Here is a 12675-nt window from a genome sequence, read left to right on the forward strand (position 1 = left end):
AGTCATTGCGGAAGGCTTTCTTCCGCAATGATCGGGCATTCTGGAGCAATGCTGAACACGTCCGCACGGCTGCTCCGGCTGCTGTCCCTGCTCCAGGCCCGAACCCTGTGGACCGGTCCTGAGCTGGCCGAGCGGCTCGAGGTGACCACCCGGACGATCCGCACCGACGTCGACCGGCTGCGGCAGCTCGGCTACCCGGTCGAGGCCGCGCCGGGACTGACCGGCGGCTACCGGCTGGGAGCCGGCGCCGCGCTGCCGCCGCTCCTGCTGGACGACGACGAGGCGGTCGCGGTCGCCATCGGCCTCCGGACGGCCGCGAACGGCGGTGTGGAGGGAATCGGCGAGACCTCGATCCGTGCGCTGGCCAAGCTCGGGCAGGTACTGCCACCGCGCCTGCGTCACCGGGTGAGCACGATGGAGGCAGCGACTGTCGCCGTACCGGGTGCCGGACCGAGCGTCGATGCCGACGTGATGATCGCGATCGCGACGGCGATCCGGTCCGAGCAGCGGCTGCGGTTCGACTACGCGAGTCATGACGGCCGCTCCAGCCGCCGTGACGTCGAGCCGCACCGGCTGGTCAACTGGGGCCGGCGCTGGTACCTCATCGCGTGGGATCCGGACCGCGACGACTGGCGGACGTTCCGGGCCGACCGGATCACACCGAAGGTCCCGGGCGGCCCGCGGTTCACCCCGCGGGACCTGCCGGAGACCGATGTCGCCGCCTACCTCCAGCGCGGCGTCGGCACCGCCACCTGGCGCTACTTCGCCCGGGTCGTCCTGCACGCGCCGGCCGACGTCATTCGCGCCAGGCTTCCGGTCCCGGTCGAGACCGAGGATCTGGGTCCGGACCGTTGCCAGATCCGGCTCGGGTCGGACACCCCGGAGATGCTCAGCCTCTACCTCGGGCTCCTGGGCGTCGACTTCGAAGTCATCGACGCCCCGGAGCTCTCCGAGGCCCTCATCGCCCTGGCCGACCGCCTGCGCCGCGCTGCTGGACCGGCCGTGGATTGACGATCAGCCCACAGACGGGCCAAGGCCGAGCGATTGCGGTGTGCTGGAGTCGGGCGACGGCTGGTGCAGCCCTTCGTCCAGCGGGCCGAACTCGGTCATCAGGGCCGCGCTGCCACCCCAGGGAGTCTGCTCCTCGGCGATCAAGGTGTTCGTCGTCAGGAGCAGACCGGCGACCGACGCACCGTTCTGCAGGGCGGAGCGAGCGACCCGGAGCGGGTCGATGATGCCCATCTGCAGCATGTTGCCGTACTTGCCCTCGAGCGCGTCGAACCCGTCGTCGACACCCATCGCCGAGGTCCGTTCGAGCACCTCGGCACCGGAGTATCCGGCGTTCGTCGCGATCAGGTACGCCGGTTCGCGCAGCGCCCGCCGGACGATCTCGACCCCGATCGCGTAGTCGTTCTTCACGTCGAGGTCGTCCAGCGCGGAGGCGGCATGCAGGAGGGCCATGCCGCCACCCGCGACGATCCCTTCGGCCATCGCGGCCCGGGTCGCCGACAACGCGTCCTCGACGCGGTGCTGGAGCTCCTTCAGTTCGGCCGGGGTCGGAGCGCCGACCCGGATGACCGCGACCTTGCCGGACAGTGCGCCGATCCGCTCGGTCAGCACGTCCTCGTCGACGCCGAAGGTGGCCCGCTCCAGCTCGGCGCGCAGCTGCGCGATCCGGAACGTGACGTCCTTCTCGTGGCCGGGGCCGGCGACGATCGCCGTCCGGTCGGCCGTGACCCGCACCTGCTCCGCGCGGCCCAGCTGGGCCACCGTCATCGTCTCGAGGGTGAACCCCGAGTGCCGGCTGTACACCGCGCCACCCGTGATCGCCGCGATGTCCTCGAGCTTGTGCAACCGCCGATCACCGAACCCGGGCGCCTTCACCGCAACGCACTGGAACAACCCGTTCACGTGGTTGTGCACCAGCATGCTCAGCGCTGTGCCCTCGAGGCTCTCCGCGATGATCACCAGCGGCCTGGGCTCGCGCATGATCTTGTCCAGCAGCGGCATGATCTCCTGGACCTTGGTGATCTTCTCGCTGCACAACAGGATGTACGGGTCGTCCAGCACGGCCTGCAGACTGCCCGGATCGGTCACCATGTACGGCGACAGATAGCCGTTGTCGAACTCGAATCCCTCCAGGAAGTCGACGCCCATTCCGTTCGTCGCCGACTCCTCGACGGTCACGATCCCGCCGTCGCCGATCGTGTACAGCGCCTTGGCGATCACCGCCCCGACCACGTCGTCGTCGTTGGCCGAGATGGCCGCGACCCGGGCGTAGTCGTGCTCGGTGGCGACCGGGTGCGCCACCGCGCGCAGCCGCTCGACCAGCTTGCCGACGGCCAGGTCGATGCCCCGTTTCACCAGTACGGGGTTGCCGCCCTTGGCGATCGCCTCCATGCCCTCGCGGATGACCGCCTGCGCGATCACGGTCGCGGTGGTGGTGCCGTCGCCGACGATGTCGTTGGTCTTGATCGCGGCTTCCTTGACCAGCTGAGCACCCATGTTCTCGAACTGGTTCTTGAGATGGATCTCCCGGGCGATCGTCACGCCGTCGTTGGTGACGACAGGCGATCCGGTGATCTTCTCCAGGATGACGTTGCGGCCTTTCGGGCCCAGCGTCGACTTCACGGCGTCGGCCAGCTGATCAACGCCGGACAGCAGAAGATCGCGAGCACTTTCACCGAATCGCAGTTCCTTGGCCATCAGTTCCCTCCGGAAATGGTCGTGTTACGGAACGAGGATCGCGCGGCCGCGGACCCGGCCGGCGTCGAGATCGGCGACCGCGTCGGCGGCCGCGTCCAGCGGATAGGTCCGGGTGTGCAGCGTGACCTTGCCGGCCTGCGCCAGCGCCATCAGCTCGGCCAGCTCGTTGAACGTGCCGACGATGTTGCCGACGATGTTCCGCTCGGTCGAGATGATGTCGAGCGTGGGGATCTCGACCTGGCCGCCGTACCCGATGACGAAGTACGAACCGCCCGCTGCCGTCATCGCGAAGCCGTCCTGCTCGGCGCCCTGTTCGGCGACGAAGTCCAGGACGACGCGTGCGCCCGCACCGTCGGTGAGCTCCAGGACCTTCTCGACCTGCTTGCCATCGGCAACCACAGTCTGGTCCGCGCCGAGCTGCTCGGCCAGCTTCAGCGCCTCGGGGTTGCGGTCGACCACGATGATCCGGGCCGCCGTCAACGCAGCCAGGCATTGCACCCCGATGTGCCCGAGACCACCGGCGCCGATCACCACGGCGGTCGTACCGGGAGGCAACAGTGGCAGGGCCTTCCGGACCGCGTGATACGCCGTGATGCCGGCGTCGGCGAGTGCGGCCACATCCTGTGGCCGCGTGCTCGGGTCGAGTTTCACGCAGGCGCGCGCGGAGGTGAGCAGGTACTCCGCCATCCCGCCGTCGCTGTCCAGCCCCGGGAAGGAGCTGTTCGCGCAATGCATGTCGTCGCCCGCACGACAGGCGTGACACAGACCGCAGGTCGGCGTCGGATGCAGGATGACGGTGTCGCCGACCTGCACGTTGGTGACGGCCGAGCCGACCTCGTGCACCCAGCCGGCGTTCTCGTGGCCGATCGTGTACGGCAGCGACGGATGCATCGCCGCGTCCCACTGACCCTCGATGATGTGTAGATCGGTACGGCACACGCCGGCGCCGCCGATCTTGACGATGACGTCCAGCGGGCCTTTGACGACCGGTTCCGGTACGTCCTCGACCACTGGCTGCTGGTGGTACCCGTGCAGTCGAACGGCCTTCATCCCTGCTCCTCCTCGCCCGCACCGGAGTCGGTGTACCGGTGCCTCAGCATTCCCCTGCAGATACCGGTGTTGGCCTCGATGCCGGTCCGGGTCAGCCGGGCCAGCCCGAGGTGCTTCGCGGCGGCGGGCGCGGCGATCGCTTCACCGGTCCCGACGTCGACGAGCAGCGGCGCGTCCGGTCCGATCGGCAGGCCGATCTCGGCCCGGCGCCGCAGCAACCGGTCCAGCTCGGCGGACGGCGGCACATCGCCGATCGTCAGCCCTGCGACCTCGACAGGATCGGTGCCAGAAGCAACAAAGGGCCGGCAGACCTGATCGGTCCCGGCCAGCACCGCCTTGGCGACGAAGGTACGGCGCAACTCGTCGAGCTCCGCCGCCGCCTCGCCGTCGAACGAGGCGACGAACCCCGCCCGGGCCGCCACCCCCGCATTGATCTGCCCGGCGGCGAAATGATCCTCCAGCGCGACGTCGACCGACCGGACCGCGGGCAGCGCCGACACCACGTCGTACGCGTCGGCGACCATCAGGAAGGCGAAGTTCGGCGCGCAGAAGTACGTCGGCAGCCGCAACCGCACGACCACGTCGCCGGCGGCCGACACGACGCAGGTGGACACGAAGCCCAGCGTCGTGATCGGCTCGTCCAGCTCCGGGTCCCGGACCGCACCCAGTGCGTCCAGGACCCGGTCCCGCTCGGCCATGACTGCCGTCATTACGACGCGACCAGTTTCGAGTCGTCCTGTGCGGCGGGTGTCGCCTCCTTGAGTTGCAGTTCGTCGGGCACCTTGATGTCGTACAGCTTGGCCGCGTTCAGCCCGAGGATCTTCTTCTTCCCCTCCACCCCGAGCCGCGGGTAGTCCGCGAACTCCGGCTGGTCGGGGAACTCCCAGTCCACGAAACCCTCGATCTGCCACTTCGGCTCCCAGATGCCGTAGTCGCTGCCGAACGTCATCTTGTCCTCGCCGACCCAGAACAGCAGCTCGCCCATCACCTTGGCGAAGAACTGCGGGCGCGCGTGCATCAGACCGCCGATGACGACCGACAGACCGGCGTACACGTTGGGTTCCTGGGTCGCCATGAAGCAGAAGTCCTCGATCCGCGGCAGGCCGACGTGCTCCACGATGAAGTTGAGCTCGGGGAAGTCGGTCGCGGCGTGGTCGACATCGGAGACGTCGAACGCGTCCTTGTCCAGCGGCCAGATCGTGGGGCCCTTGTGGACGTGGATGTTCTTGATCCCGAGCTCCTGCGCCTTCGCCAGGTACGTGTACGCCGCCGGGTCGGTGAGCTTGTACCCGCGCGACCCCGCGTTCCACTCGGCGGTGTAGAGCTTGACGCCCTTCGAGCCGTACCGCTCGACGTTCGCGGCCAGCTCCACCAGACCGGCGTCACCGTCCCGCGGGTCGAACCGGGTGTTCAGGACGAACATCCCCGGGTGCTTCTCGCCGAGGTTGGCGTTCTGCTCGGTCGTGTTGAAACCCTCCGTGTACCACTCCTTCAGGTACGTCGGCTGGAACACCGCGACGTCCACGTAGCCGTCCTCGAAGACGTCCTTCATCAGGTCGTCCTCGGTGTAGCTCATGAACTTCTCGATGGTCCAGTGGGTCTCCTTCGGGCCGAGGCTCTGGTACGCGTGGAAGCACTCGATCCAGCCCTTCGCGTACTGCTCCGCGCCCTTCACCCAGTTGTCCGGGCCGGCCTTCCACATGTGCATGTGGCTGTCGACCACGAAGTACTTCTCACCGTTCTTCTCGTACACGAAAAGGCCCCCTTGTCAGCTGGATGCGGTCAGGTCGAAGCCGATGTACTCGGCGGCGTCCTCGGGGTTGGCGAACATGATCGTCCGGTCGTCCAGGTGGACCATGCGGCCGTAGTGGGTCGACATGTTCTCCTCGAACTCGGCCTGGTCGAAGTACCCGGGCTCCTCGCCGAGCGCCTCGGAGATGTCGTCGTAGACGAAGTCCATCCGGCCGATCGCGTCGACCCGGATCATCGACGGCAGGTGCGTCACGGTGACGTTGTCCACACCGGTCATCACCTCAGCGACGACCGCGCCGACCTGGTTGTTCATCAGGGTGACGCCGCACTTGTTGGATGCGGTGTTGTCCTGCTTGAACGGGCTCTCCGCGGTGGTGAACGTGGTGGTCACAGTGACAGCTCCTTCGGTTCCTCGAGGCCCAGCGAGGTGACGATGCCGCTGAACCGGCTCTTGACCCGGTCGAGGCCGTCCTCGAACCGTGGCGGTTTCGCGTCCGGCTGCGACCACAGCGGCTGCAGCGTGCGGGCCGCGGACAGCGACAGCGCGGTCCACTTCGACGCCCAGTCCTGCAGGATCGACTTGTTGTGGTCCGCGAACTCGCGGTCGTTGGTGAGCAGCTCGAACATCGCCGTGCTGTAGCGCAGGTCGCGCTCGGCGAAGTCGTACTCCGCGGCGCCGATCACCGTCGGCGTGACGAAGTCGCCGTTGCGCGGGGCAGCCTGTTGCACCAGCTGGCTGCGGAAAAGCTCGCCGACGAGCGGTTCGAAGACGATGTTCGCGGCGAAGATCGCCTCGCACCAGTCGTCGATCGCGGTCAGCTGCTCGGCCACGTCGCGTACGCCCTGCCAGGCCGGGTCGTTGTTCCAGGTGTCCAGGTGCGCACTGCCGTCGAAGCCCTCGATCTCCTCGGACAACGTGAGGTTGTAGAGCGCGAGATCCTGGGCGGACCGGATCCGGTGCATGCTGTTCACCGAGATCGCGTTGTTGTGCATGTTGGTCGGCGCGCGCCGGTTCGCGTTCGCGTACAGGTAGAGGCCGAGGCCGTGGTCGACGTGCATCCAGGCGCCGATGTGGCGCTCGACGAAGCGGACCCAGTTCGCGTTCCACTGCTCGAACGCCTTGGACTGCTTGGCGGCCTCGACGTTCTGGGTGACCTGGCGGACGACGTTGGAGTTGTAGCGGTAGAGCGTGAGCTCCCACTCCTCGTTCGGGTCGCGGAACTCGTGCCAGCCCGTCGCCGGCCATTCCTTCACGAACAGGCCGCCGGTGCCCGGTCCGCGCTGCGGGCTGGGCTTGTCCTGGCCCCACGCCTTCAGCACGGTCCAGTCCATCGGGTAGCCGCCGCGGCCGTCGGAGAATCCGTACAGCCAGCCCTGGCTGAGGTAGTGCCGCGGATCCGGCTGTACGTCGACCGTCACGTCCTCGTAGTGGCTCTGCTTGCGCTTCTGCGGCGTGTAGTAGTTGTACCGTCGCGAGTTCGAGTCCGGGAACTCCCGCGCGCCCGCTTCGGCATCGGTGAAGACCGGCTTGGGCACACTGCGTTCAGTCTTTGGTGAGTCCTGTGTGGTGGTCATCGGCTTCCTGCCTCCAGCACTTCCGAGTCACCGGCGTCGCCGGTCGTGGTGAACTTGTCGTAGTAGATGTGCTTGGTCGTGATACCGAGCCGTTCGAGCAGCGGGATCGCCGCCTCGACCATCGGCGGCGGACCGCACACGTAGGCATCGGCCCCGGTCAGGTCCGCCTCGAGCCGGCGGACCACATCCGTGATCAGGCCGCTCTCGCCGTCCCATTCCTCTTCGGACAGCGCCGGCACGTACCGGAACCGCGGCAGCCGCTGCTCGAGCTCGTGCAACTCCTCCTCGAAACACAGGTCCAGCTGCGTCCGGGACCCGTAGTAGAACGTCGCCGGCCGGTCGATGCCGCGTTCGGCCATCGTCCGCAACAGGGCCAGGATCGGCGCCATCCCGGCCCCGCCGCCGAGGAAGACCAGCCGGGCGTCCGGGTTGTCCCGGAGGGTGAACACCCCGAACGGTCCGGTCAGGTCCAACCGGTCTCCGACCCGGAGGCGCTGGTCCAGGAACTCCGAGAACATCCCGCCCGGGTACACCTTGATCACGAACTCGAGCTGCCCGCTCTCCCGGCTGGACGTGTTCGCCATCGAGAACGAGCGGCTCGCCTCGGTGCCCGGCACCGCGATGTCGACGTACTGGCCGGGGAAGAACTTCAGCTCGCCCGGTTCGGACAGCTTCAGCACCAGGTGCCGGAGGTCGTGCGTCACCGGGGTGATCGCGACGACCTCCGCCGTCCGTTCCTGGATCGGCAGCCCCGACCGGATCATCTCCTCGTCGTAGTTGAGCAGCTCGATCGTGAGGTCCTCGAAGGGGTGCGCCCGGCACAGCAGCGTGTAGCCCTCGTCCAGTTCGTACTCCGGCAGCGCGAAGGTGCTGTAGCGGTCCAGGTCGATGTCCTCACCCTCGAGGACGAACGACTTGCAGGACGCGCACTGCCCCTCCTTGCAGCCGTGCATGAGCATCACGCCCTGCTCGGCCGCTGCGCGCAGGATCGTCTGGTCCTCGTCGACCTCGATCTCGATGCCGACGGGTTCGAACCTCACGACGTGCTTGGCACCCATCGGATCAGGCGTCAGCAGGAGCGGGTCGTCCGGCCGGGCCGCCCTTGACGTAGCGCGCCGCGAACGCGGACCGCTCGTCGTCGGACATCTCGTTCAGCAACACGTTCGGGCTCGCCAGCGGCGGGCACTTGCGCAGGTGATCGAGGGTCCACATCTTGTCCGGGTTCAGGTCCAGGTGCGGCTGCGCGACCATCGTCTTGCCGTCGTCGCGGACGAAGCCCATGTCGGACACCACGTCGGCCCAGTTCCAGCCGTGGTACAACGTCTCCCACTCGCGGTGACCGATCAGCTTGCCCATGTTCGGCGTCTGCCGGCCCTGGTACGTCGGGCGGAACGCGGTCTCGTCGGTCCACTTGCACATCTCGTGGCAGTACGTGCGCCATTGGCCGTCGACCTTGGCCATCACCATGTCCTCACGGACCAGGCACGGCACCATGCAGGTCCAGCAGCGGTGCGGGTACTCGTAGTCGACGTCCTCGAAGACGATCGGCTTGTGCCCGTTCGGCGTGGACAGGCGGTTGTAGTTCTCCCACCACGCGCCGTACTTGTCGTACCAGCCCGGGTACTTGTACTCGAACCACTCGAAGTCCTTGTCCGTCATCGGGTCGATCCGCCAGTAGTTGGCGAGCCAGCCGGTGGCGAAGAACTGGGCGACCTCGTGCACGTAGCCCTTGTTCCAGATCTGGTTCCAGGACTCCTCGATCAGGTCGTGCGGGATCTCGAGGCCGTACTTCTCCAGCGGCACCAGGTAGCTGCGGTAGTAGTCGTCGTAGATCCAGCGGCGCCACATCTCCGCGTAGGACTCGCGGTCCTTGCGGCGGTCCTTCGTGCCGTACTCGATGAAGGTGCCGATCGCGGCGTCGACGACGCGGTGGTTGTTCCACCAGGCGTACCGCAGGTCGCGGGCGAGCAGCTGGTGGTTGTCCTCGTCGGCGAGCGCCATCAGCAGCGTCGCGTACCCGTTGCTGATGTGCCGGGACTCGTCGGACTGGACCGAGTGGAACACCGTCGGCAGCAGGTAGTCGCCGTTCGCGGCGGCCTCGGCCGGCATCGCGACGAACAGCGTGTTGGTGAAGGCGGTCTCGGCCACGATCGTCAGGTAGATGCTGGCCGCGGTGATCGCGTCACCGGTGATGAACCCCTCGGCGAACTGCCGGCCGATGGTGCCGCAGTAGTCGCTCTGGAAGTTCCGCAGGCTCGAGTTGAAGCCCGCCGGGTCGATGTAGTTGTTCATGTACAAGCGCTTGAGGTTCTGCTGGATCGTCGAGTGCCTGACCTCGTCGATCATCTGGATGGCCTGCCCGTTGTGCAGCTCGGGGTTCGGCACGGTCCGGAACAGCAGCGGCATCGCCCGCGCGGCCGAGATCTCCGGCAGCGGGATGATGCTGAGGAACAGCTTCTGCCATTCCAGCCAGCGCTCCTGGACCTGACGGAACATGTTGCCGCGGATCGCGCCGTCGGAGGCGCCGTACACCCGGTGGTCCTTCTCTTCCTGCATCGGGAAGTACGACCGCAGCACCTGCTTCAACGGGTCTTTCTTCTGTGCCTTACGGAACGTGTAGTCCGTCCCGTACTGGGAGACCGGCTCGTGGTACGCCGGTTCCCATGACAACTCCTGGATCTTCTGGTGGGCCTTCGCCACGCTTTGGCGACTCATGGCTTTCCTCCCGCTCATGTGGCCGGCTGTGTGTTTGCAGTACATCGCCGCCACGAGCGGGGTGAGGTCTCAAATTGAGAAGCGTTCAGGACTCGCCGAAGAAGGCCTCGCGCAGCTCGGCGAGCTGCTCCTCCTTCTGCTCCGCGAGCCGGTGGTCACCCTGCGGATCGGGCCGAATACCCAAGCAGCGCAGCAGTTCCGCGGCCGGCTCGCCGGGATGGCCGGTGGCCCCGAGGACCGGATGCAACCCGGCCTCGGCGAGATGTTCGAAGACCAGGTGCACGACGGTCCACGGGTTGTAGGACTCCTGCTGGGGCGAGACATCGTTGTCCATCCGAACCTCCAGTCGTCTGTTGGAATCACATGCCCGTGAGGCCCGGCCGGTTGTCTCATTCTGAGACGCCACTTGTGTCCGGCTGGACTACTCTCGGAGAAGACGGAGCGTGACCTGGTGGGAGGCCCCGTGGACGAACTCGCACCCTCGATGGAGGACAACCGGCGAGCCGCTACGGCCCGCTTGGACTTCCTCACCCTCGATCCGGTCAGGTCGCAGGACGTGCGGCCGCCGATCCTTGCCTCCTGGGTAAGGTCGCGGCGCTGGAACCTGCCGGCGGACCGGATCACCTTGCCGTACGTCGCGGACCCGGATCTGGACATCCCGTTGACCCGCAGTGCGGCGCCGGTGCTGCAGCAGCTGCACCAGAATCTGGACGGCCAGCCGATCAGCGTGATCCTTACCGACCGGACCGGGATGGTCCTGGAGCGCCTCACCGCCGACACCAACCTGGCCAGGTACCTGGACAAGGTCTTCCTGGCGCCGGGGTTCAGCTACGCCGAGGAGTTCGCCGGCACGAACGGCATCGGGACCGCGCTCGAGGGTGGCGGCCCGATGCACGTGTTCGGTCACGAGCACTACGCCGAGGACCTCGAGGATCTCGCGTGCGCCGGCGTACCGATCAAGCATCCGGTGAACGGCAAGACGGTCGGCGCCATCGACCTCACCTGCTGGCGCAAGGACGCCGGTTCGCTGCTGATGGCGCTCGCCAAGACGACCGCGGAGAACATCCGGGCCGCGCTGCTCAAGGACAGCTCCGCCCGGGAAGTCTCGCTGCTGCAGGCGTATCTGCAGAGTTCACGCCGGCTCGGCGACATGGTGATCGCGGTCGACGAGGATCTGCTGCTGATGAACGCGAAGGCCGGTCAGACGCTCGACGCGTCGGACCAGCGCGCCGTGCTCGGCTATGCCGGCGAGATGCTGGCCCGCGGTTCGACCGAGGCGATCGTGGCCGAGCTGCCGACCGGCGCCTGGGTCCGGATCATGTGCCGCCCGGTCACGTCCAACGGACGCAGCGGCGGCGGGATCATCCAGGTCAGCCCACACACGTCGGGCGTCGGCGTTCGTACGCCGGTTTCCGGGCACCGCCCGCCGCCGCGTCCTGTTCTTCCCGGGCTCGTCGGTCGCAGTGCGCCGTGGCTCGGCAGCAGTCGTGAGGTGGACAACGCCTGCCGCGCCGGCCAGTGGGTGGTGCTGACCGGCGAGCGCGGCACCGGCAAGGTCACGCTGGCACGCGCCGCACACCATCAGAACAATCCGGCCGGCCTGTTCCACGTCGTCGACGCGGCCCGGATGGGTGACGGTTTCGCGGCTGAGCTGGAGTCCGAGCTTGCCGACGATTCGGTGCAGGCGCTGGTGATCCGGCACGTCGAGCGCCTTGATCCGAGCGGCGTCGACGCGGCGATCGCGGCCCTGTACGACGTCATCGAACGCCGACCGTCCGAGCCGCCGTGGATCGTCCTCACCCTCACCTCCGACGACACCGAGACGCCTGACCTCGGCGACCTCTTGTCGCTGTTCCCGCTGACCGTCGAAGTGCCACCGCTGCGGCACCACATCGAGGATGTCCGCGAACTGGTGCCGTACTTCCTCAACCAGTTGAGCCACGGCGAGCTGACCTGCGGTCCGGACACGATGCAGCAACTGATGCGGTCGCCCTGGCCGGGCAACACCGCCGAGCTGTGCCAGATGCTCAAACAGGTCGTCGTACGGCGTCGTCGTACCGGGGTGATCACACCTGCCGACCTGCCGGCCCGCGCGCAGGTCATCAGCCGCCGGAGCCTCAGCCAGCTGGAGGCCCTCGAGCGTGACGCCATCATCCGCAGCCTGATCGCGAACGAGGGACACAAGGGCCACGCGGCCAAGTCGCTCGGCATGTCCCGCGCCACGATCTACCGCAAGATCCACGACTACGGGATCCAGCCCCCGTAACCTACGGAACGCTGCGGCTGACGACCCACCGGTGCGGGGAAATCGGCCTCGTGCGGGTGAAGCCGTGGTTCTCGAACGCGGACATCGGGCCGGTGTGCAGGAACGACCCGGACACCTTGCGGTCGTCGGTCTCCTCCGGGTAGCCCTCGACGACTCCGCCGCCGTACTGCGCGATCTGGGCCAGCGCCCCGCCGAGCGCAGCGTCGGCGACCCCGCGACCGCGGAATCCCTTACCTGTGAAGAAGCACGTGACGCGCCAGTCAGGCAGCGTCGTCAGTCCCTTCTCGTAGAGCCGACGACTCTTCACCTCCGGCAACTCCGCAGGCGACCCGAACTGACACCACCCCAGACACTGCTCGCCGTCGAACACCAGCGCCGCGTGGGTGTCCCCACTCCGAACCCGCGCTTCCTTCTCGGCCTTGTTCTGCGCCGGAGTCCGCCCCTTGAGCTTCACATGAAACCCCACGCACCAGCACCCACCCCACACCCCGTTGTTCGCCTCCACCAACTCGGCAAACGCCGCCCAACTGTCCCCATCCAAAGCCCGCACCACGAGCCCACCACCCACACCAACCACCTCCGAACCTCACCGTAGCCACCCCCACCGACTA

At 67.5% G+C, this 12675-nt stretch carries 12 protein-coding genes; 2 read left to right on the plus strand and 10 right to left on the minus strand.

The window, feature by feature from the left end; all coding sequences use genetic code 11:
- Positions 1–48 precede the first annotated feature (48 nt).
- Positions 49–1011, plus strand: coding sequence for a helix-turn-helix transcriptional regulator (locus OHA18_RS24945; protein ID WP_328997704.1), 963 nt, complete (start codon positions 49–51; stop codon positions 1009–1011).
- Between the two features lie 3 nt (positions 1012–1014).
- Here OHA18_RS24945 and groL read toward each other — a convergent pair whose 3' ends face one another.
- The 9 genes from groL to OHA18_RS24990 form a co-directional block, all read right to left on the minus strand.
- Complete coding sequence (groL, locus tag OHA18_RS24950) at positions 1015–2709, minus strand: chaperonin GroEL (RefSeq protein WP_329006160.1); 1695 nt, start codon at positions 2707–2709, stop codon at positions 1015–1017.
- 21 nt (positions 2710–2730) lie between these two features.
- Positions 2731–3756 (minus strand): NAD(P)-dependent alcohol dehydrogenase, encoded by a 1026-nt coding sequence (locus OHA18_RS24955; RefSeq protein WP_328997705.1) that lies wholly within the window; start codon positions 3754–3756, stop codon positions 2731–2733.
- Complete coding sequence (locus tag OHA18_RS24960) at positions 3753–4454, minus strand: iron-sulfur cluster assembly protein (RefSeq protein ID WP_328997706.1); 702 nt, start codon at positions 4452–4454, stop codon at positions 3753–3755. The genes OHA18_RS24955 and OHA18_RS24960 overlap by 4 nt, the downstream gene beginning before the upstream one ends.
- An 11-nt stretch (positions 4455–4465) precedes the next feature.
- Complete coding sequence (locus OHA18_RS24965) at positions 4466–5509, minus strand: amidohydrolase family protein (RefSeq protein ID WP_328997707.1); 1044 nt, start codon at positions 5507–5509, stop codon at positions 4466–4468.
- 15 nt (positions 5510–5524) lie between these two features.
- Positions 5525–5899: a propane 2-monooxygenase effector subunit MimD gene (gene mimD / locus OHA18_RS24970; protein ID WP_328997708.1), complete on the minus strand. Its 375-nt coding sequence runs from the start codon at positions 5897–5899 to the stop codon at positions 5525–5527.
- On the minus strand, positions 5896–7083 hold the full coding sequence (locus OHA18_RS24975; protein WP_328997709.1) for a hypothetical protein: 1188 nt from the start codon (positions 7081–7083) through the stop codon (positions 5896–5898). The genes mimD and OHA18_RS24975 overlap by 4 nt, the downstream gene beginning before the upstream one ends.
- Positions 7080–8123: a 2Fe-2S iron-sulfur cluster binding domain-containing protein gene (locus OHA18_RS24980; protein WP_328997710.1), complete on the minus strand. Its 1044-nt coding sequence runs from the start codon at positions 8121–8123 to the stop codon at positions 7080–7082. Before OHA18_RS24980 ends, OHA18_RS24975 begins: the two co-directional genes overlap by 4 nt.
- Positions 8124–8145: 22 nt before the next feature.
- On the minus strand, positions 8146–9798 hold the full coding sequence (locus tag OHA18_RS24985; RefSeq protein WP_328997711.1) for a hypothetical protein: 1653 nt from the start codon (positions 9796–9798) through the stop codon (positions 8146–8148).
- An 85-nt stretch (positions 9799–9883) separates the two neighbouring features.
- Complete coding sequence (locus OHA18_RS24990; protein ID WP_328997712.1) at positions 9884–10132, minus strand: hypothetical protein; 249 nt, start codon at positions 10130–10132, stop codon at positions 9884–9886.
- Between the two features lie 129 nt (positions 10133–10261).
- On the opposite strand from OHA18_RS24990, the gene OHA18_RS24995 reads away from it, so the two are divergent.
- Positions 10262–12064, plus strand: a complete 1803-nt coding sequence (locus tag OHA18_RS24995) for a sigma-54-dependent Fis family transcriptional regulator (RefSeq protein ID WP_328997713.1) — start codon at positions 10262–10264, stop codon at positions 12062–12064.
- A gap of 1 nt (position 12065) precedes the next feature.
- Here the strand turns inward: OHA18_RS24995 and OHA18_RS25000 are convergent, their stop codons facing one another.
- Positions 12066–12530 carry a GNAT family N-acetyltransferase gene (locus tag OHA18_RS25000; protein WP_328997714.1) on the minus strand — a complete coding sequence of 155 codons (465 nt, stop codon included), beginning with the start codon at positions 12528–12530 and terminating at the stop codon, positions 12066–12068.
- Positions 12531–12675 lie beyond the last annotated feature (145 nt).

This window comes from Kribbella sp. NBC_00709, assembly GCF_036226565.1.
GTDB lineage: Bacteria > Actinomycetota > Actinomycetes > Propionibacteriales > Kribbellaceae > Kribbella.

Bases quoted from the DNA above. Each gene is read 5' to 3' on its own strand.
- OHA18_RS24945 (WP_328997704.1), top strand. From the start codon at position 49: ATGCTGAACACGTCCGCACGGCTGCTCCGGCTGCTGTCCCTGCTCCAG.
- OHA18_RS24955 (WP_328997705.1), bottom strand. From the start codon at position 3,756: ATGAAGGCCGTTCGACTGCACGGGTACCACCAGCAGCCAGTGGTCGAG.
- OHA18_RS24960 (WP_328997706.1), bottom strand. From the start codon at position 4,454: ATGGCCGAGCGGGACCGGGTCCTGGACGCACTGGGTGCGGTCCGGGAC.
- OHA18_RS24975 (WP_328997709.1), bottom strand. From the start codon at position 7,083: ATGACCACCACACAGGACTCACCAAAGACTGAACGCAGTGTGCCCAAG.
- OHA18_RS24985 (WP_328997711.1), bottom strand. From the start codon at position 9,798: ATGAGTCGCCAAAGCGTGGCGAAGGCCCACCAGAAGATCCAGGAGTTG.
- OHA18_RS24990 (WP_328997712.1), bottom strand. From the start codon at position 10,132: ATGGACAACGATGTCTCGCCCCAGCAGGAGTCCTACAACCCGTGGACC.